Source organism: Burkholderia sp. 22088 (assembly GCF_052045915.1).
GTDB lineage: Bacteria > Pseudomonadota > Gammaproteobacteria > Burkholderiales > Burkholderiaceae > Burkholderia > Burkholderia cepacia.
Genome location: NZ_JBQEPY010000003.1, coordinates 518,389 through 538,166, shown reverse-complemented (window position 1 = coordinate 538,166; position 19,778 = coordinate 518,389). Strand labels below are relative to the sequence as shown.

Genomic DNA, 19,778 nt, shown 5'->3' with positions numbered 1-19,778 from the left:
CGTATCCTCGGCCGCGTTGCGGTTGCGGACGTCGTGAACCCGGAAACGCAGGAAACGGTGTACGAATCGGGCACGCTGCGCCGCCGCCCGGCGCCCAGGCAAGATCGCTCGCCGTGTCGCGAGCCCACAGGAGTCCAGACCTCATGCCCGAATCCAACCTGTCCTTCTTCGGCCGGCTATCGCTTGCCGTCGGCACGTTCTTCTCCGTGCTCGGCAACCGCGAGTTCGCGGCCGGCGTGCTGCGCGTGCGCGACGGCGCCCCGGCACCGGTCGCGCCGACCCCGGCCCCGGCTGCCGCGCCCGTTGCGCCGGCCCCCGCACCCGTGAAGGCGCCGGCCCCCGAGCTGCGCGAAGCGAGCCCGCAGTCCGCACTGCAACTGCTCGGCCTGCTGCAGCGCGACGCGCGCTTCATCGACTTCGTCGAGGAAGACATCGCCGGCTATGCGGACGCCGAGATCGGCGCGGCCGCGCGCCTCGTGCACGACGGCTGCCGCGCCGCGCTGCGCGAGCACTTCACGATCGTGCCGGTGCGCGACGAAGCCGAAGGCAGCCGCGTGACGCTGCCGGCCGGTTTCGACGCGACGGCCGTGCGCGTGACCGGCAACGTGGTCGGCTCGGCGCCGTTCACGGGTACGGTCAGCCATCGCGGCTGGCGGGTGGCCGACGTGCGCCTGCCGAAGCTGACGGGCAGCCACGACGCCTCGGTCGTCGCACCGGCGGAGGTGGAACTGTGAGCGATCCGCGCTATTCGATCGGTATCGATCTCGGTACGACCCACTGCGCGCTGTCGTATGTCGACAGCGCCGCGAGCGACGGCGAAACCATCACGCAGCAGGTGCTGCCGATCGCGCAGCTCACCGCGCCCGGCGCGCTGGAGTCGCGCGACCTGCTGCCGTCGTTCCTCTACCTGCCGCATGAAAGCGAACTCACGCAGGGCGACCTGACGCTGCCGTGGACGGCCTCGCGCGGCTTCGCCGTCGGCGAGATGGCGCGCACGCGCGGCGCGGGCACGCCGATCCGCCTCGTGTCGAGCGCGAAGAGCTGGCTGTGCCACCCGGGCGTCGATCGCCGCGCGGCGATCCTGCCGAGCGATGCGCCGCCGGAAGTGTCGCGCGTGTCGCCGCTGGAAAGCTCGATCCGCTACCTGACGCACCTGCGCGAAGCGTGGGACCACACGCATCCCGACGCGCCGTTCGCCGACCAGGACGTGACGGTCACGATCCCCGCGTCGTTCGACCCGGCCGCGCGCGAGCTGACGGCCGAGGCCGCCCGTGCCGCCGGCTACTCGCGGATGACGCTGCTCGAGGAGCCGCAGGCCGCGCTGTACAGCTGGATCCAGAAGAGCCAGGGCGGCTGGCGCAAGCAGGTGCAGGTCGGCGACCTGATCCTGTGCGTCGACGTCGGCGGCGGCACGACCGACCTGTCGCTGATCGCGGTGGTCGAGCGCGACGGCAATCTCGAGCTGCATCGCGTGGCGGTCGGCGAGCACATCCTGCTCGGCGGCGACAACATGGACCTCGCGCTCGCGCACGTCGTCGCGCGCAAGCTCGCGCAGCAGGGCACGCAGGCCGATCCGTGGCAACTGCGGGCGCTCACGTACGCATGCCGTTCCGCGAAGGAAACGCTGCTGTCCGATCCGTCGACCGACGCGGTGCCGCTCGTCGTGCCGAGCCGCGGCTCGAAGCTGATCGGCGGGTCGATCCGCACGGAGCTCACGCGCGCGGAACTCACGCAGACGATCCTCGAAGGCTTCTTCCCGCAGGTCGACGCAGCCGCGCGTCCGGTAAGCCGCGCACGGGTCGGCCTGACGCAGCTCGGCCTGCCGTATGCGCAGGATGCGGGCATCACGCGCCATCTCGCGGCGTTCCTCGGCCGCCAGGTCGCGGCGCTCGACTCGCTCGAGGGCGTGCAGCGCACGCTGCCGCAGGGCGCGACGTTCCTGCACCCGACTGCCGTGCTGTTCAACGGCGGCGTGTTCAAGTCGACGCTGCTCACGCAGCGCGTGCTCGATACGCTCAACAACTGGCTCGCCGCCGAAGGCGCGCCGCCCGCCCGCCTGCTCGAAGGCGCGGATCTCGATCTCGCGGTCGCGCGCGGCGCCGCGTACTACGGCTACGTGAAGCGCGGCCGTGGCGTGCGCATTCGCGGCGGCACGGCGCGTGCGTACTACGTCGCGATCGAATCGGCGATGCCCGCGGTGCCGGGGCTCGAGCCGCCGGTGCAGGCGCTGTGCGTCGCGCCGTTCGGCATGGAGGAAGGCTCGGACGCGGCGCTGCCGCCGCAGGAGTTCGGCCTCGTCGTCGGCGAACCGGTGCAGTTCCGCTTCTTCGGTTCGTCGGTGCGCCGCCAGGACCAGGTCGGCACGCTGCTCGACTACTGGTCGCCGGAAGAGCTGCAGGAGCTCGAGGAAATCCAGGCGACGCTGCCGGCAGAAGGGCGCACCGTCGGCGAGGTCGTGCCCGTGAAGCTGCATGCACGCGTGACCGAAGCCGGCACGCTCGAACTCGAGGCGATCCCGAGCGGCACGAACGAGCGCTGGAAGGTCGAGTTCGACGTGCGCGGCGCCGCCTGAGCGCGATGAAGCGCTATACGGTCGGGATCGACCTCGGCACGAGCAATACGGTCGTCGCTTACGTCGAGGCCGGTTCCGACGCGATCCGCGTGTTCGACGTCGAGCAGCTGGTCGGCCCCGGCGCGGTGGCCGCGCAGCCGCTGCTGCCGTCGGTGCGCTATCACCCGGCGGCGGGCGAGCTGCCGCCGGACACGTTGCGGCTGCCGTGGACGGTCGCCGCGAAAGCAAACGCGAACGCGGCCGCCGATCCGCCGGCCGTGATCGGCCGCTACGCGCGCACGCTCGGCGCGCAGGTGCCGGGCCGGCTCGTCACGAGCGCGAAGAGCTGGCTGTCGCACGCGTCGGTCGACCGGCTCGCGGCGATCCTGCCGTGGGGCGCGGCCGATGGCGTCGAGAAGGTGTCGCCGGTCGACGCGAGCGCGAGTTATCTCGCGCACGTGCGCGATGCGTGGGACGCGCGCTTTCCCGATGCGCCGCTCGCGAAGCAGGACGTGATCCTGACGGTGCCCGCGTCGTTCGACGACGGCGCGCGCGCACTGACGGTCGAGGCCGCGCGACGCGCGAAGCTGCCCGCGCTGCGGCTGCTGGAAGAGCCGCAGGCCGCGTTCTACGACTGGCTGTACGGCCAGCGCGACACGCTGCGCGACACGTTCGCCGCCGCGCGGCGCGTGCTGATCTGCGACGTCGGCGGCGGCACGACCGACCTCACGCTCGTCGATGTCGCGCCGGGCGACGACGGCGAGCCCACCTTCACGCGTGTCGGCGTCGGCAACCACCTGATGCTCGGCGGCGACAACATGGACCTCGCGCTCGCGCGCCTGGTCGAGACGCGGCTGACCGAGCCCGGCACGCGGCTGTCGGCCGCGAGCCTGTCGCAGCTCGTCGAGCGCTGCCGCGCGGCGAAGGAGCGGCTGCTCGGCGACGATGCGCCGGCGTCGGTCACCGTCACGCTGCTCGGCGCGGGCAGCAGGCTCGTCGGCGGTGCGCGTTCGGCCGAGCTGACGCGGCAGGAAGTCGAGCAGATCGTCGTCGACGGGTTCTTTCCGCAGGTCGAAGCCGGCGAGCTGCCGCGCCGTGCGCGCGCCGCAATCGTCGAATTCGGTCTGCCGTATGCGAGCGACGCGGCCGTCACGCGGCATGTCGCCGCGTTCCTGCACCGCCATGCGGACGGCCCGCTACCCGACACGCTGCTGCTCAACGGCGGCGTGTTCCGCGCGGGCGCGCTCGCTGGCCGTCTCGCGCAGACGCTCGGCGCATGGCGCGGCGCGCCGCTCGACGTGCTGCACAACGCGCATCCGGACGTGGCCGTCGCACGTGGCGCCGTCGCGTACGGGCTCGCGCGCGCCGGGCATGCGCCGCGCATCGGCGGCGGGTCCGCGCGCAGCTATTTCCTCGTGCTCGACGACGGCGCGGCCGATTCCGCCGCGCGCGGCGTCTGCCTGCTGCCGCGCGGTGCGGAAGAGGGCCACGAGATCCGGCTCGACGATCGCACGTTCGCGTTGCAGCTCGGGCAGCCGGTGCGTTTTCACTTGATGTCGACCGTGGCCGAGACCCCGTACCGGCCCGGCGATCTCGTCGATCTCGACGGCGGCGATTTCGTGCGGCTGCCGCCGATCGCGACGGTCGTCGACGCGAAGGCGGGCGGCGACGCACGCGAAACGCCGGTGAAGCTCACCGCGTCGCTGACCGAGGTCGGCACGCTCGAGATGCATTGCATCGCGACCGACGATGCGGCGCGCCGCTGGAAGCTCGAATTCCAGTTGCGCGGCGATGCGCCGGTGCACGGCGACGACGCCGCGCCCGCGCGACATCCGCGGCTCGATCAGGCGATCGAGCTGATCGAGCGCTCGTTCGGCAGCAAGGCAGCAGGTGTCACGCCGAAAGACACGCGCCGGTTGCGCGCACAACTCGAACAACTGCTCGGCGCGCGTGAAGCGTGGGACGTCGCGCTCGCGCGCGAGCTGTTCGACGCGCTGCTCGCGCGCGCACGCCGCCGCCGCCGTTCGGCCGATCACGAGCGTGCGTGGCTGAACCTTGCCGGTTATTGCCTGCGTCCGGGTTTCGGTCATCCGCTCGATGCCTGGCGCATCGAGCAGCTGTGGCCGCTGTTCGACGACGGGATCCAGTACGTGACCGACGGGCAGGTGTGGTCGGAGTGGTGGACGCTGTGGCGGCGCGTGGCCGGCGGCCTCGACGACGATGCGCAGACGCAGGTGCGCGACGCGATCGCGTTCCTCGAACCGTCCGACGACAAGCGGCGCAAGCTGCCGTTCGATCCGGGCAAGGTCGGCCCGGCCGACATGACGCGGCTGTCCGCGTCGCTCGAACGGCTGCCCGTCGAGCGCAAGGTCGAACTGGCCGAACGCCTGATCGCGCAAATGCAGAAGCCTGCCGAGCGTGCGCTGTGCGCGTGGGCGCTCGGGCGCATCGGTGCGCGCCGGCCGTTTTACGGCAGTGCGCACAGCGTCGTGCCGGCGGAAGTCGCCGGTGGCTGGCTCGATGCGCTGTTCGCGCTCGACTGGAAGCAGGTCGAGCCGGCCGCGTTTGCCGCTGCGCAGATTGCGCGGATGACCGGAGATCGTTCGCGCGATTTGCCGGACGTGACGCGCGACGCGGTAATCAAGCGCCTGTCGGCTGCGAATGCATCGTCGGCGTGGATCGACATGGTGCGTGAAGCGATCGCGTTCGACGAAGCCGACACGGTGCGCGTGTTCGGCGAGACGCTGCCGGCCGGGTTGAAGTTGCTGGCGGGGTGAGCGGCGCGGTGGGGCGACGGTATCGTCCGGATGCCTGAGCGTGCCGTCGATGCTCACGGATTCGACGATCTTGAAAAAACGGCTGCCGATGCATCGGCAGCCGTTTTCGTTTGCACGGGTCGTGCGCCGGTCAGACCTGCGGCATCGCCTCACGCAACGCTGCGGCCGACTCCATTGCGATCACATCCGGCGCAACGGCGCGCCGCGCGAGATGAATCCCCGCGAGCATGCAGCGTACCGACCCGCCGGCCAGCTCGATCGTCGGCACGTCGAGCGGCAGCAGCCGCGCGGAGCGCTCGATTACGGTGCGCTGGTCGCGCGTGAGGCAATCGAGCGCGCGCCGCGACAGCGCGAGCACACGCCCGTCCTTGCCCGACAATTCCAGCGTATTGCCCGCGAAATTCGCGATCTGCGATGGATCGAGCGCGATCACCGCGCGCCCCGTTTCGGTCAGGCGTTGCGCGATTTCGCCGCGACGCCGGCTGTCGGCGATCAGGTCGAGGCCCACCATCGCGAACTCGGTCGCGACGCTCATCATCACGTTCGTGTGATAGATCGCGCGCCCGTCGGCGTCGGCCGTGTCGAAGCAGATCGGCTCGAAATTGAAATGCGTGCAGAAGCGTTCGAGCGCGACCGGATCGGCGCGGCGCGAGCGCGCGGTGTACGCGACCCGCGCGACGTGGTCGAGCACCATCGCGCCGGTGCCTTCGAGGAACACGTCGTCGTATTCGAGGCCCGAGTAGTCGATCACGTCCTGCACGCGATATTCGGCCTTCAGCATCTCGATCACGTCCGCGCGTCGCTCGCGGCGGCGGTTCGGGCTGTACATCGGATACAGCGCGATATGGCCGCCCGGGTGCGTCGAGAACCAGTTGTTCGGGAACACGGAATCAGGCGTGTCGCGCTCGCCGTGGTCGTCGAATACATGCACGCGCACGCCCGCATCGGCGAGCGTCTGCGCGGCGGCCGTGACTTCGTCGCGTGCGGCGGCCGATACCGACGGCAGGTCGGGCGCGCCGTTGCCGGCCGTGCGCTGGAAGGCGTTGTCGGCCGCGGTCTGCGGGTTCGGCAGGAAGCGGTGCGGCCGGATCATCACGACGGCGGCCGGCGCCTGGATCGATACGAGATTCATGACAGGCAGGAACGAAGGGCAGGAAAACGGGCGGCGCACCGGCCGCCCGGGCATCGCGGTCAGCGCGCGAACGCGGCGACGGCTTCGGTCACGTATGCCGCGTGACCCTGCGCGATCGCGGCCGGATCGTCGATCAGCGCGAACAGGTTCTTCGGGTCGACGGCCGGCGGAATCAGCGCGATCTCGACGCCCGCGTTGTGCTGCTGCGCGAGCGCATACAGGTAGCGCAGCGCCGAATAATCCTCGAGCGCGAAGCCGACCGAGTCGAACACCGTGACTTCGTCCGCGCGTTCGCGGCCGGTCGTCTCGCGTTGCAGCACGCGCCACAGCTCGGTGACGGGGAAGTCGGCCGGCATCTGCTGAATCTCGCCCTCGATGCGCGACTGCGGCTCGAATTCGACGAACACGCGGCCCGCATGCAGCACGCCCGCTTCGAGCTCGGTCTTGCCCGGGCAATCGCCGCCCACGGCGTTCAGGTGCATGCCGGGCTCGATCATGTCGGCCGTGACGATCGTCGCGTATGCCTTGTCGGCGGTGACGGTCGTCACAATGTCGGCGCCGCGCACGGCATCGGCGGTCGACGCGGCACGCACGACGCGCAGTGCCGGGTACGCGGCGAGGTTCCGCACGAGCTTGTCGGTCGCGCGCGGATCGACGTCGAACACGCGGATTTCGTCGATGCCGAGCAGCGTGTGGAACGCGATCGCCTGGAATTCGCTCTGCGCGCCGTTGCCGATCAGCGCCATCGTGCGCGCGTCGGGGCGGGCGAGTACCTGTGCGGCGAGCACCGACGTGGCGGCCGTGCGCAGCGCGGTGGTGAGCGTGAGTTCGGCGAGCAGCAGCGGGTAGCCGGTGTCGACTTCGGCGAGCGCGCCGAACGCCATCACCGTGTGCATCCCGCGCGCGGCGTTGACGGGGTGGCCGTTCACGTACTTGAACGCGAATAGCGATGCGTTCGCGACGGGCATCAGTTCGATCACGCCGTCGCGCGAGTGGCACGCGACGCGCGGCGACTTGTCGAAGTCGGCCCAGTGCAGGTAATCGGCGCGCAGCGTGTCGACGAGTTCGCGCAGGAACGTCGTGACGCCGGTGCTGGCGATCAGTCGGGCGGTGGCGGGAACGTCGAGGAAGCGGGTCATGCGTCTGTCTCCATGTTCTCAGTGCCGGTACGGATGTCCCTGGCGTTCAGGTCGACCCGGCGGTGCTTCGGCGCGGCTCGGGCTTGCCGGAAAGCGGCGGCGCGGCGTGTCCGGCCGGTCGATACGTCATTATTTCCGCGAGTCGAGCCAACAAATAGACAGCAAAAGTGGCAGATTTATCGATAGACTTGGCAGAATGCCAGCCATATCCGGCAATTTGGCAAGTTTCGCTGGCGCGGAATGCGCAGCCTCCGGCACGCTGGGGGCCGGTTCACGTTCAACAGGAAGGTCCACCCATGATCACGCTCGACGATGTCGACCGGCAGCTCATCGCGCTGCTGCGCGACAACGCGCGACTGCCCGTCGTCGCGCTGGCGAAGGCATTGCGCGTCGCGCGCGCGACCGTGCAGAACCGGCTGACGCGGCTGGAGAAAAACGGCGTGATCGTCGGTTATACGGTGCGGCTCAAGCCGGCGGCGGAACGCCACCGGATCCGCGCGCTGATGTCGATCGCCGTGCAGGGCAACCGCGGCGCGGAAGTGGTGAAGGTGCTGCGCGGGCATCCGAACGTGACGTCGATCCACAGCACGAACGGGCGCTGGGATCTCGTCGCCGAGCTGCATGCCGATTCTCTCGAGCACTTCGATCGCGTGCTCGGCGCGATCCGGTTGATCGACGGGATCGCGAATACCGAGACGAGTATCTTGCTGTCGACGCACAAGGCGTGACGCGGGCGGCGCCTGCGTCAGCCCGTGTTCGGGTTGGGTCGGGCGTCAGGCGCGAGGCGTCAGGCGAGTGACGCCGGTTCCGGAAACACCGGCTCGCCCAGCGTCAGCATCAACCGGTTCGCCCACGCGAAGATCGCGACTGCGTGCGACAGGTCGAGAATCTCCTCATGCGTCAGCCCTTCGGCTTCCAGCGCGGCGACATCGCTCGCGTCGACCGTTTCGGGCCGCTCCGTTAGCGCGATCGCATAACGGACGATCGAGCGTTCGCGCGCCGTCGTGCCGGCCGTCGCCGGATCGTCGAATACCTGCTCGATCGCGTCGGTGCGTTTCGCGAGCTGCGCGAAGCGCTGCGCATGCACGGATGCGCAATATACGCAGCCGTTCACGCGCGACACGGCCGTGCTGGCCAGTTCGCGCTCGGCGCGCGACAGCCCGCCGGGGCCGTACATGATCGCGTTGAACACACCCGAGCGTTGCCGCAGGATCTCGGGCAGATGGACGAGCAGCAGGTAATAGTCGGATGTCTTCGCTTGCGGGTGGCTCGCGTCGAGCACGGCCAGTTGCTCGGGCGTCGCGGCATCGAGCGAAACGGTGTCGAGCCAGGCGCGCCAGCCGAGCGTGTCGGACGTGAAGCCGTGAGCGGTCGTCGTCATGCGGCCTCCGTTGCAGTACGTGCCTGAAGCGCCTGCGCGGCGACGGCGACGCGCAACTGGTACGCGACGAACGCCACGAGCTGCGACAGCGCGACGATCGCGGGCGTCGTGAGCCCGGCCGACTTCAGCGCGTCGAGATCGGACGGGCGCGCATCGACAGGGGCGAGCGTCAGCAGGCGTGCATGTGCAAGGATCGCGCCGATGCGTCGAGGCAGTGCGTCGAACGCATCGGCGTCCGCGCGTGCGATATCGTCGAGCGTGCCGCCCGCGTCGATCAGCCGTGCACGATAGGTGTCGGTCAATGCCGGCGCCTTCGACTTGTGCGCGACATACCGGGCCGTGTGCAGTCTTTCGATCAACGAAAGATCGGGCAGCGCGGGATCGAACAGGGCAGCCTCGCTCAGCCGCGTATGAAGCAGCACCTTTTCGCGCGCGCGGCGCAGTGCGGCGATCGCGTCGCCGTCGCGCAGGCCGGCCGCCGCATCGATCGTGTCCGGCGCATCGGCCGGCGTGATGGATTCAGTCATTGTTCGGGATTCCTTGGTCGTCTATGGGGTCGATGGACGCGCGCTCATGCATCGGCGTCGCGCCATTCGTCGCCTTGCAGTTCCGCGTTCGCGTATGCGACGAGCGCGTCGTAGTGGCGATCGCGATCCGCGTCGAACAGCCGGCTCGCGATGCCGCGCGCGAGCCGCTCGGCGCCCGCGCTGATCGCCGGGATATCGCCGGACAGCTTGCCGTGGCTCAGGCTCGCCGCATGGTTGAAGCAATGGATTCGCGTGACGGCCGGGCATGCACCGGGCTCGCGTTCCTGGAACGAGAATGCGGGGCCGAGATCGGGCGATTCCGCGAGTTCGTCGAGCCACAAATCCGGCGCCGGTCGATAACGATCCTTCCAGCGCCGCACGTGCGAGCCGAACGACGCGAATTCCGCGCGCGTCGTCCAGTCCGAATGAAAGCCCGTCGCGAAGATCAGGAAATCGACGGTGTAGCGCCCGCGCGGCGTCGTCACGTCGAGGCCGTCCGCATGTTCGGCGAGCGTCTCGATCGGGCTGCCCGCATGAAAATGCGCATGCTCGTGACGCGACACGCGCAGCACGCTGTCGCGCGGCGGCGGCGTCTGCGACGTCAGCGCGTAGTGCATGAAGCGCCACTTCGTCGCGTCGTCGAGATCCGCGTAGCCGTGCACGAGCCCCGGGCTGCCGATGCCCGTCAGCTTGTTGATGCGCGGAATGTCCGCGCGGCGGAAGAACAGGTCGACGCGCGCGGCGCCGGCTTCGAGCGCGGTACCCGCATTGTCGAACGCGGACGCGCCCGCGCCGACCACGCCGATGCGCTTGCCCGCGAGCGCCGCGAAGTCGATCGGCTCGGACGAATGGGCCCAACGCGCGCGCGGCGCGCGGTACGCGACGGGCGGCACGTACGGGCCGCCGAGCCCGTCGCGGCCGGTCGCGAGCACGACGTGCCGCGCGAGCAGCGTCTGCGCTTCGCCGTTGCCGCGCACGTCGAGCGCGAGCAGGCCGTCGTCGCGCGGGCGCAGCGCGACGAGCGTGGTGTCGTTGCGCACCGGCAGGTCGAGCACGTGCCGGTACCAGCGCAGGTAGTCCATCCATTGCGTGCGCGGAATCTTGTAGAGCGCGTCCCATGCGTCACGGCCGTATTGCGCTTCGAACCAGGCGCGGAACGTCAGCGCGGGCAAGCCGAGCGCAGGGCCCGCGAGCTGCTTCGGCGAGCGCAGCGTGTCCATCCGCGCGAACGTGACCCATGGCCCTTCGTAACCCGCCGGCGCGCGGTCGATCGCGCACTGGTTGTCGATGCCGAGCAGGCGCAGTTCGGCGGCAGCCGCGAGCCCGGCCATGCCGCCGCCGACGATCGCGACGTCGAGCACGCGTGTGCCGTCGGCCTCGCGCGGCGGCACCCACGACGGCGCGGGCAGGTCGAGCCAGCGCAGGTCTTGAGCGAGCCGGGTTTCGAGTGCGTGGAGTGCATCGGCGGGCATCGTCATGCGGCCTCCGGGCGCGTGCGGCGCGATCGTGCCGTGCGTGGCGGGCTGGAAGGGCTTGCAGGACTTGAAGGATTTGAAGGATTTGAAGGACTTGAAGGACTTGAAGGACGTGACGGGCGCCCGGCACGCAGCCGGTCGCCGCGCAGCAGTGCATCGTGCGCGGCGGCGTCGTGAAAGATCACGTCGTTGAGCAGTGTGCGCGTCGTCCGGTGCAGCGCGTCGAGCAGCGCATCGACGGCCGCCGTGCGCGCCTTGCCGGCCGGCGTCGCGACGCCGAACGCGAACGGGATGTCGACGTCGAGCGGGCGGGCGACGACGCCGTCCACCGGCAGTGCGACACCGGTGGCCGGATCGACGATGCCGATCCCGATGCCGGCACGCGCGGCCATCACCGCATTCAGCGACGCATTGGTTTCGATGAAGACGCGTGCGTCGACCCGCGCGGCCGCGAATGCCGCATCGATCCGCTGGCGCAGCCGGTGCCGGTTCGCGACCGTCACGATGCGGCGGCGCGCGAGATCGCGCAGCGCGATGCGCGGCTGCGCCGCGAGCGGGTCGTCCGCGGGCAGCACGGCGACGCAGGGCGTCTGCGCGATCCAGTGCACGTCGAGCCCCGCATGCGCCATCGGCAGCGTGACGACGCCGATGTCGGCCGTGCCGGCCAGCACCTCGTGCACGACATGCTCGGCCGATTCGCTGCGCAACTGGTAGTGCGGCGCCTGCGCGCCGTCGGGCAGCGCGGCGAGCGCGGCCGGCACGAGCGTCGCCGCGAGCGAAGGCGTCGCCGCGATGCGCACGGGTTCGGCGGTTTCGTCGCCGAGCGCCCGTGCGCGCGCCTCGATCGCACGCAGGCCGACCAGCGAGCGCTCGACTTCCTCGTAGAGCAGGAAGGCGCGCCGCGTCGGCGTGACGCGCGGGCCGTGCCGGTCGAACAGCGCGTAGCCGAGATCGGCTTCGAGCTCCTGGATCTGCCGCGTGACGGCCGGCTGCGAGCGGCCGAGCAGTTCGCCCGCGCCGGTCACGCTGCCGGCCGACATGACCGCGGAAAACGCTTCGAGTTGATGCAGCTCCATGACACCTTCCGATGATGCGATTTGCGCATTGTAGGAGTATGAGCATGCGTGATTCATATAATGAATTTTGCTATCGACAGCGCGAAAACTGCGAAGCGCACGATCGTCGCGATGGCCGGAGGGGCGCGCGGGCGCGCCGGTGGCGACGCGTGACGTACAGGAAACGCCAATCGAATCAACGCGATGCGATGCATGCCGGCTCATCGCGCGCGGCAGCGCGTGTGGGTGGCCGTTCGCGGGCGTCGCCGGCTTCGCGCCGCGCCCGATATCGATATACGCAAAACTTCGTTGGATCGTCCTGAACCGGATGGTTACATGCCCTCACTCTTTTCGACTGACTGAAGCTGGGGGACGCATGAACGTTTCGGGGAACGACGTACGCGGCGCATGGCGGCGCGTGCTGGGCACGGTGGCGGCGCTCGCTGCCGCATGGGGCTTGTCGACGGGCGGCGCGCTCGCCGCGGGCGTATCGGGCGAGCCGGTGGTGGTCGGCGTGAGCGGCCCGCTCACGGGCCAGGACGCGCAATACGGCGAACAATGGAAGCGCGGCTTCGATCTCGCGCTCGACGAAATCAACGGCAGCGGCGGCATCCATGGCCGGCCGCTCGCGATCGACTTCCAGGACAGCCGCAGCGACCCGCGCCAGGCCGTCGCGATCGCGCAGAAGTTCGTCGCCGATCCGCGCATCGCGATCGAGCTGGGCGATTTTTCCAGCGCGACGTCGATGGCCGCATCGCCGATCTACCAGCGCGGACAACTGATCCAGTTCGGCTTCACGAACTCGCATCCAGACTTCACGAAAGGCGGCGACTATCTGTGGAGCACCGCGCTGAGCCAGGCCGAGGAGCAGCCGCTGCTCGCGCGCTACGCGGTGAAGGAGCTCGGCTTCAAGCGGATCGCGGTGCTGTACCTGAACACCGACTGGGGCCGCACCAGCAAGGACATCTTCGCGAAGGCGGCGGCCGGCCTCGGCGCGCAGGTCGTCGCGGCCGAAGGCTATCAGCCGGCGGAGAAGGATTTCCGTTCGACGCTCGTGCGCATCGGCGAATCGAAGCCCGATTCGATCGTGCTGATCTCGTACTACGCGGACGGCGCGCAGATCGTGCGGCAGGCGCGCACGTCGGGCGTCACGCTGCCGATCGCGGCGGTCGGCTCCGTGTATTCGCCGAAATTCCTCGAGCTGGGCGGTGCGGCCGTCGATGGCGTGTATACCGAATCGAACTTCTTCCCGGCCGAGCCGCGCCCCGAGGTGCAGGCGTTCGTGCAGCGCTATCGCGCGAAATTCCATGCCGATCCCGATTCGTTCGTCGCGCGCGCATACGACGCGCTGATCCTGTCGGCGGAAGTGCTGCGCCGCTACGGCACGACGCGCCAGGCCGCGCACGACGGCTTCGCGAAAATCAGCGACGTGCCGAGCGTGATCTTCGGCAAGGTGCGCTTCGATCCGCAGACGCGCCGCGTCGCGGGCGCGCGCACCGTGTATCTCGTCGTGAAGCAGGGGCAGTGGGCGCTGTGGGACGGCGCGAAACCGCAGCTCGCCGCGCGCTGACCCTGAACCGCATGCACGTGACGGACGCATCGTGATGGCTTCCTGGCTCGACTACACGCTCAACGGCCTCATCGTCGGCAACATCTACGCGTTGCTCGCGGTCGGGCTCGCGTTGATCTTCGGCGTGTCGCACCTGATCAACTTCGCGCATGGCTCGGTGTACATGGTCGGCGCATTCATCGGCTGGCTGTGCCTGACGCGCTTCGGGCTGCCGCTGCCGGTCGCGCTCGCGGCGGTCGTCGTCGGCTGCGGCGCGCTCGGCGTCGCGATCGAGCGGATCGGGCTGCGGCCGCTGCGCCACGCGGCGCGCATCGCGCCGCTGCTCGCGACGATCGGCATCAGCTTCATCCTCGACCAGCTCGCGCAGCTCGCCTTCGGCGCGGACCCGCGCGCGGTGCCGACGCCGCTGCCGGACTGGCATCTGCGCATTGCCGGCGCGACGTTGGGCTCGCTCGACCTGCTGATCGCGGGCATCGGCATCGCGGCGGCCGCGCTGCTGTACGGCTTCCTGCGCTTCACGCGGCTCGGCTGGGCCGTGCGCGCGACCGCGCAGGATCGCGACGCGGCGCTGCAGATGGGCGTGGACGTCGACCGCGTGAACCAGACCGTGTTCGCGATCGCGTGCGCGCTCGGCGGCGTGAGCGGGCTGCTGGTCGGCATGTACTACAACAGCATCGATCCGGCGATGGGCTTCCAGGCGACGCTGAAGGGCGTCGTCGCGCTTCTGATCGGCGGGCTCGGCAACGTGCCGGGCGCGATCGCCGGCAGCCTGCTGCTCGGCCTCGTCGAGAGCTACGGCGTCGCGCTGTTCGGCACGAGCTACCGCGACCTGTTCGCGTTCGGGCTGCTGATCGTGTTCCTCGTGTGGCGGCCGAACGGCCTGTTCAGCGCGAACCGCGCGCTGCCGCCCGAACCGATGACGGGCACCTTCCTCGCGGCCGCGAAGGCCGTGCGCGTGCCGCGTCCGGTGCTCATCGCGCTGATTGCATTGGCCGCCGTGCTGCCGTGGCTCGGCGCGTCGCCGTACGTGCTGCAGACGCTGACCAACGCGTGGCTGTACGGGCTGCTCGCGCTGAGCCTCACGCTCGTCGCGGGCACGGTCGGGCAGATCTCGCTCGGCCACGCGGCGCTGCTCGTGATCGGTGCGTATGCGTCGGCGCTGCTGTCGTCGGATCTCGGCTGGTCGCCGGCCGTGACGATCCCGTGCGCGGGCGCGATCACGGCCGTGCTCGGCACGCTGCTCGTCTACCCGGCGTTCCGGCTGCGCGGGCACTACGTGTCGATCGCGACGCTCGGCATCGGTGAAGTGGTAAGCCTCGTGATCCTGAACTGGGACAGCCTCACGCGCGGCCCGCTCGGCGTCACCGGCATCGCGCCGCTGCCGTGGGCGAGCACTGCGCGCGCCGCGTACTGGTTCACGTTCGCGGTGCTCGTCGGGTTCGCGCTCGTGCAGGTGCGGCTGCTGCGCTCGCATCTCGGCCGCACGCTGCGCGCGGTGCGCGAGGACGACGTCGCCGCGCGTGCGCATGGCATCGCGCCGAACCGCTACAAGGCGATCGCGTTCGCGGTCGGCGGCGTCGCGGCTGGTGTGAGCGGCGGGATCGCCGCGCACCTGTACAGCTACATCAATCACCAGACCTTCGATTCGCAGGTGTCGATCCTCGCATTGACGATGGTGATCCTCGGCGGGCTCGGCAACGTGCTCGGCGGCATCGTCGGCGCGATCGCGCTGATCGGGCTGCCCGAGCTGTTCCGCTGGGCGGCCGATTACCGGATGCTGATCTACGGCCTCGTGCTGCTGCTGCTCGTCCGGTTCCGGCCGCAGGGCCTGCTGGGTACGGTGTGAGGAGGCATGCGATGACCACCAATCGACCCTTGCTCGACGTGCAGGGCCTGACGCGCCGCTTCGACGGCGTGACCGCGCTCGACGGCGCGAGCCTGACGCTCGCCGACGGCGAACTGTTGAGCGTGATCGGCCCGAACGGCGCGGGCAAGTCGACGCTGTTCAACCTGATCGCGGGCGCCGACCGGCCCGACGCCGGCCGCGTGACGTTCGACGGCCGCGACATCACGGGCACCGCGCCCGAACGCCTCGCGGCGCTCGGCATCGCGCGCACGTTCCAGCACGGCCGCGTGTTCGGCAACCTGAGCGTGCTCGACAACGTGCTGATCGGCGCGCATGCGCGGCTGCGTGCGGCGCGGCCGGGCTGGCCTGCGCTCGGCGCGGCGGCCGAGGTGTGGCGCGCGCTCGTGCGGCCCGCGTCGGTGCGACGCGAGGAAGCCGCGCTGCGCGACGAGGCGCGCGACATCATCGCCGGGTTCGGCGAACGGCTCACCCCGCGCATCGATCATCCGGCGCACAGCCTGTCGTATGCGAACCGGCGGCGCGTGGAGATCGGCCGCGCGCTGGCGCTGCATCCGCGCCTGCTGCTGCTCGACGAACCGACGGCCGGGATGAACGAGACGGAGACGGCCGAGATGCTGCAACTGATCCAGTCGCTGAAGGCGCGCGGCCTGACGATCCTGCTGATCGAGCACAAGCTCGAACTCGTGATGCGCGTGTCCGACCGCGTGATGGTGCTCGACAACGGCGTGAAGATCGCCGAAGGCGCGCCGCGCGACGTGCGGCACGATCCTCGCGTGATCGAGGCGTACCTCGGCCGCCGCCATGCGGGGGGCACGCCGGCCGACCGTGCAGCGCAGGCAGCCGCATGAGCGCCACTTCTTCCGGATTGCAAACGACCATGACCGATGCGCTGCTGAAACTCGAACACCTCGACACGTTCTACGGGCCGGTGCAGGTGCATTTCGACGTGAACTTCGAAGTCGGCCGAGGGCAGATCGTCAGCCTGCTCGGCGGCAATGCGAGCGGCAAGTCGACCACGATGAAGCTGATTCTCGGGTTGATGCGGCCGAAGCGCGGCGTCGTGCGCTTCGACGGCGACGACGTGACGGCGCTCGCGACGCCGCAGCGCGTGCGGCGCGGGATCGCGGCCGTGCCCGAGGCGCGGCGGCTGTTCGGCGACATGAGCGTGCGCGAGAACCTGCTGATGGGCGCGTACACGCGCGGCGACCGCGCGGCGGTGGCCGAGGACTACGAACGCGTGCTCGACCTGTTTCCCCGGGTGCGCGAGCGGCTGACGCAGCGCGCGGGCACGCTGTCGGGCGGCGAGCAGCAGATGCTGGCGATGGCGCGGGCATTGATGGCGCGGCCGAAGCTGATCTGCATGGACGAGCCGACGATGGGGCTGTCACCGCTTTATGTCGACAAGGTGCTCGAACTGATCGACGCGATCAACAAGCAGGGCGTGACCGTGTTCATGGTCGAGCAGAACGCGAGCCTCGCACTGGAGATCGCGCATTACGGGTATGTGCTGCAAACGGGGCGCGTCGTGCTCGAAGGGCAGGCCAAGGCGCTGCTCGACGACGAGCGCGTGCGCGATGCGTATCTCGGTGGCGAGGCGGTGGCGGCGTAGCGTGCGTGGCCGATGGCGGTGCCCGGATCCGGCCTCGCGAAAAACTGCGAGGTACACCGAATTGTCAGGTAGATTACGCGCAGTCGCCATTACCGCCACCGGGAGCGCCGCGCCATGTTGACCTACGCCATTCAGAAAACCGGCTACGACTACACTCAACTCGACCCTCAGGGCGCGACCGACTACGCGTCGTTCACGCGTGCCTTCGACACGTTCCCGTGGGCGGCGCAGCACGCCGAATGGGACGACACGCAGGAAGGGCCGTTGCCCGCGCTCGTGCTGCAGCACGCCGACGATCAGCGCGAATTGTGGGTGACCGCGCTGAGCGACGCGCATGCGGACGGCTTCCAGTTGAATGCCGTTTCGATGCGGATGAAGAAGGGGCTGTTCGGGATCGGCAAAGGCAAGCTGGAGCAGCATGTCGACACGATCGACGTCGACACGCGCGCGGAAGTCGACACATTGTGCCGGCTGTTCTGCGATCGTCGGTATGACGAGCTGGACCAGTTGGTCGCGCGGCATGCGGAGCGGAACCGCTTCGACGACAACGACTGAGCGCCTGCCGCGCCCGATCCGGCACCGGTCCGTCCCTTCATGCCTGCGCGGCGCCGATCCCCGCCGCACGCGGAAACGTCAGCACGACCGCGAACCCGCCCGCATCGGGAAACGCAAACCCGATGCGCCCGCCGTGCGCCTTCATCACTTCCTGCACGATCGCGAGCCCGAGGCCCGACCCCGTGCGCCGCTCGCTGCCGTCCGGTGCGATTCGCACGAACGGCTGCAGCGCGGCATCCCAATGCTCGCGTGGAATGCCGCGGCCGTTGTCGGTGACGGTCAGCGTCACGGTATCGCCTGCGTCGCCCTTCGTCGCGACCGACACGACGATGTCGTCCGCATGCCCGTGCAGCAGCGCGTTGTGCAGCACGTTCGACAACGCTTCCTGCAGGCTGATCGCGTCGCCGTCGATCCAGGCGAGCGGCGCGTCGCTCGCGAATGCGACGGCGACATCGCGCTCGCCCGCGAGCGGAATCGCGCGGCCGAGCACGTCCTTCGCGAGCGCGACGAGGTCGACCGGCTGCAGCGGTACGGCTTCGGTGCGATGGATCACCATCGCGTGATTGAGCAACTGGCCGGTGAGCCGGCCGACGTCCGAAGAGGTCGCGCGTAGCGCGTCGAGCCGCGCCGCGTGACGCGCTGGGTCCGATTCGCCTTCGAGCAGCTCGATCTGCGCGTCGAGCCGCGCGAGCGGCGTGCGCATCTGGTGCGCCGCGTCGGCGATGAAGCGCTGCATCGCGTTGATGCGTTCGGCCAGGCGGTGTATCAATCCGTTGATCGACCCGATGATCGCGTCGATCTCGCTCGGCGTGTCGACGGCCACCGGCCGCAGGTCGGCCGGGTCGCGCGCGGCGATGATCGTGCCGATCTGCGCGAGCGGGCGCAGGCCGCGCCGGATCGCGAGGCCGCTCGCGCCGATCGCGAGCACGCTCATCAGCAGGATCAGCGTCCACACCTTGAGGCTCATGTCGTTCGTGAGCTGCTGGCGCGCGTTGGTGGTTTGCGCGACGGTCACGAGCGCCCAGCCCGGCGTGCTTTCCTCGGGCATGTAACGCGCGATGGTCGCGGTGCGGATCCGGTGCCCCTGGTACAGGCCGTTCGCGAACGCCGGGCCCTGTTTCGCGGCGGCGAGCGTCACGGGGCTCGCGAGATCGTTGTAGCCGGCCACGACGATGCCGCGCGAATCGACGACCTTGTAGTAGACGAGGTCGTAGCGCGACAGCGTCGACAGCGCGGCCACCGGCGGATTCAGCGCGAGCACGCCGCCCTGCACGTAGAGGTTTTCCGCGACCTGGATCGACGCGCCGGCAAGCAGCTGGTCGTACGCGCGTTCGGCCGCGACGCCCGCGTAGTAGCGCGCGATCGCCGCGAGCGCGAGCGCGCCGGACGCGACGACGAGCGCGATGAAGAGCAGCGTGCGCCCGAACAGCGTCTTCGGGAACCAGTCAGTGCGCCGCAATCTGGTACCCCATCCCGCGCGCGGTACGGATCTCGACCGAGCTGCCCTGCAGCTTCCTGCGCACGCGTGTCACGTACTGCTCGACCGCATTCGCGGTCGGCTCGTTGCCGAAGCTGAACAACTGGTTCAGCAGTTCGTCCTTCGAGAAGATGCGTTGCGGGCGGCTCGCGAGGATTTCGAGCAGCGCGAATTCCTGGCGCGACAGCGACAACGGCTGGCCGTCGAGTTCCGCCAGGCGGCTGCTGCGGTCGATCACGAGGCCGCCGAGCGTCAGCACGTCGTTCGCGTGGCCGCTGTTGCGGCGCAGGAGCGCCTGCACGCGCGCGTCGAGCTCGCGGTAGTCGAACGGCTTCACCAGGTAGTCGTCGGCGCCGAGGCCGAGGCCGCTCACGCGGTCGTCGATCGCCGAGCGTGCGGTGACGAGCAGCACGGGTGTCGTGCTGCCCGACGCGCGCAGGTGTCGCAGCACGGTGAAGCCGTCCATGCCGGGCAGGTTCGCGTCGAGCACGACGAGGTCGAAGCGCTCGACGCGCAGCAGCCCGTTCGCGGTCGCGCCGTCGGTTTCGAGATCGACGGCATGGCCGAGCCGCGCCAGGCGGCTGCGGATCGCCGCGCCGATTTCGGCATCGTCCTCCACGACGAGAATACGCATGGTGCCGTTTCGCAGATGGGTGGGTTAGG

At 69.9% G+C, this 19,778-nt stretch carries 17 protein-coding genes; 9 read left to right on the top strand and 8 right to left on the bottom strand.

Going from position 1 to position 19,778, the window contains the following annotated elements; translation table 11 throughout:
- Nucleotides 1–143: 143 nt before the first annotated feature.
- From ACTJLD_RS08305 to ACTJLD_RS08295, 3 genes are read left to right on the top strand one after another with little or no spacing between them, the layout of a single operon-like run.
- Nucleotides 144–734: a DUF2760 domain-containing protein gene (locus ACTJLD_RS08305; RefSeq protein WP_440658518.1), complete on the top strand. Its 591-nt coding sequence runs from the start codon at nucleotides 144–146 to the stop codon at nucleotides 732–734.
- A complete protein-coding gene (locus ACTJLD_RS08300) occupies nucleotides 731–2,572 on the top strand; it encodes an Hsp70 family protein (protein WP_060208304.1) in 1,842 nt (613 codons plus the stop codon). Before ACTJLD_RS08305 ends, ACTJLD_RS08300 begins: the two co-directional genes overlap by 4 nt.
- Before the next feature lie 5 nt (nucleotides 2,573–2,577).
- On the top strand, nucleotides 2,578–5,328 hold the full coding sequence (locus tag ACTJLD_RS08295; protein WP_440658516.1) for an Hsp70 family protein: 2,751 nt from the start codon (nucleotides 2,578–2,580) through the stop codon (nucleotides 5,326–5,328).
- 130 nt (nucleotides 5,329–5,458) lie between these two features.
- Here ACTJLD_RS08295 and ctlX read toward each other — a convergent pair whose 3' ends face one another.
- Nucleotides 5,459–6,460 (bottom strand): citrulline utilization hydrolase CtlX, encoded by a 1,002-nt coding sequence (gene ctlX / locus ACTJLD_RS08290; protein WP_440658515.1) that lies wholly within the window; start codon nucleotides 6,458–6,460, stop codon nucleotides 5,459–5,461.
- Nucleotides 6,461–6,519: 59 nt separating this feature from the next.
- On the bottom strand, nucleotides 6,520–7,599 hold the full coding sequence (locus ACTJLD_RS08285) for an ornithine cyclodeaminase (RefSeq protein ID WP_136469377.1): 1,080 nt from the start codon (nucleotides 7,597–7,599) through the stop codon (nucleotides 6,520–6,522).
- A gap of 296 nt (nucleotides 7,600–7,895) precedes the next feature.
- Between ACTJLD_RS08285 and ACTJLD_RS08280 the strand changes: the two genes are divergently transcribed.
- On the top strand, nucleotides 7,896–8,327 hold the full coding sequence (locus ACTJLD_RS08280) for an Lrp/AsnC family transcriptional regulator (RefSeq protein ID WP_027790799.1): 432 nt from the start codon (nucleotides 7,896–7,898) through the stop codon (nucleotides 8,325–8,327).
- A gap of 59 nt (nucleotides 8,328–8,386) precedes the next feature.
- Here ACTJLD_RS08280 and ACTJLD_RS08275 read toward each other — a convergent pair whose 3' ends face one another.
- The 4 genes from ACTJLD_RS08275 to ACTJLD_RS08260 are packed head-to-tail and all read right to left on the bottom strand — an operon-like array spanning nucleotide 8,387 to nucleotide 12,058.
- Nucleotides 8,387–8,980, bottom strand: a complete 594-nt coding sequence (locus tag ACTJLD_RS08275) for a peroxidase-related enzyme (protein WP_440658514.1) — start codon at nucleotides 8,978–8,980, stop codon at nucleotides 8,387–8,389.
- Nucleotides 8,977–9,507: a CMD domain-containing protein gene (locus ACTJLD_RS08270; protein WP_027790801.1), complete on the bottom strand. Its 531-nt coding sequence runs from the start codon at nucleotides 9,505–9,507 to the stop codon at nucleotides 8,977–8,979. Before ACTJLD_RS08270 ends, ACTJLD_RS08275 begins: the two co-directional genes overlap by 4 nt.
- A gap of 44 nt (nucleotides 9,508–9,551) precedes the next feature.
- The gene (locus ACTJLD_RS08265; RefSeq protein WP_440658512.1) at nucleotides 9,552–10,985 is read right to left on the bottom strand and encodes an NAD(P)-binding domain-containing protein; all 1,434 of its coding nucleotides are present in this window, start codon (nucleotides 10,983–10,985) and stop codon (nucleotides 9,552–9,554) included.
- Nucleotides 10,982–12,058, bottom strand: a complete 1,077-nt coding sequence (locus ACTJLD_RS08260) for a LysR substrate-binding domain-containing protein (protein WP_440658511.1) — start codon at nucleotides 12,056–12,058, stop codon at nucleotides 10,982–10,984. The genes ACTJLD_RS08265 and ACTJLD_RS08260 overlap by 4 nt, the downstream gene beginning before the upstream one ends.
- Before the next feature lie 355 nt (nucleotides 12,059–12,413).
- Here ACTJLD_RS08260 and ACTJLD_RS08255 point away from each other — a divergent pair, with 355 nt between their 5' ends.
- The 5 genes from ACTJLD_RS08255 to ACTJLD_RS08235 all read left to right on the top strand — a co-directional run bounded on the left by ACTJLD_RS08255 (nucleotide 12,414) and on the right by ACTJLD_RS08235 (nucleotide 17,638).
- A complete protein-coding gene (locus tag ACTJLD_RS08255; protein WP_440658510.1) occupies nucleotides 12,414–13,607 on the top strand; it encodes an ABC transporter substrate-binding protein in 1,194 nt (397 codons plus the stop codon).
- Nucleotides 13,608–13,641: 34 nt separating this feature from the next.
- On the top strand, nucleotides 13,642–15,453 hold the full coding sequence (locus ACTJLD_RS08250; protein WP_146252685.1) for an ABC transporter permease: 1,812 nt from the start codon (nucleotides 13,642–13,644) through the stop codon (nucleotides 15,451–15,453).
- Nucleotides 15,454–15,464: 11 nt separating this feature from the next.
- On the top strand, nucleotides 15,465–16,322 hold the full coding sequence (locus tag ACTJLD_RS08245) for an ABC transporter ATP-binding protein (protein WP_060086392.1): 858 nt from the start codon (nucleotides 15,465–15,467) through the stop codon (nucleotides 16,320–16,322).
- Nucleotides 16,319–17,083, top strand: a complete 765-nt coding sequence (locus tag ACTJLD_RS08240; RefSeq protein WP_060171370.1) for an ABC transporter ATP-binding protein — start codon at nucleotides 16,319–16,321, stop codon at nucleotides 17,081–17,083. Before ACTJLD_RS08245 ends, ACTJLD_RS08240 begins: the two co-directional genes overlap by 4 nt.
- Before the next feature lie 114 nt (nucleotides 17,084–17,197).
- Nucleotides 17,198–17,638 carry a hypothetical protein gene (locus ACTJLD_RS08235; RefSeq protein WP_440658509.1) on the top strand — a complete coding sequence of 147 codons (441 nt, stop codon included), beginning with the start codon at nucleotides 17,198–17,200 and terminating at the stop codon, nucleotides 17,636–17,638.
- A 37-nt stretch (nucleotides 17,639–17,675) separates the two neighbouring features.
- Here the strand turns inward: ACTJLD_RS08235 and ACTJLD_RS08230 are convergent, their stop codons facing one another.
- Both ACTJLD_RS08230 and ACTJLD_RS08225 read right to left on the bottom strand, forming a co-directional pair.
- Nucleotides 17,676–19,097, bottom strand: coding sequence for a sensor histidine kinase (locus tag ACTJLD_RS08230; protein WP_226255827.1), 1,422 nt, complete (start codon nucleotides 19,095–19,097; stop codon nucleotides 17,676–17,678).
- Entirely contained in the window at nucleotides 19,084–19,749 is a 666-nt protein-coding gene (locus tag ACTJLD_RS08225; RefSeq protein WP_059521686.1) for a response regulator transcription factor, read from the bottom strand. The genes ACTJLD_RS08230 and ACTJLD_RS08225 overlap by 14 nt, the downstream gene beginning before the upstream one ends.
- Nucleotides 19,750–19,778: the final 29 nt, after the last annotated feature.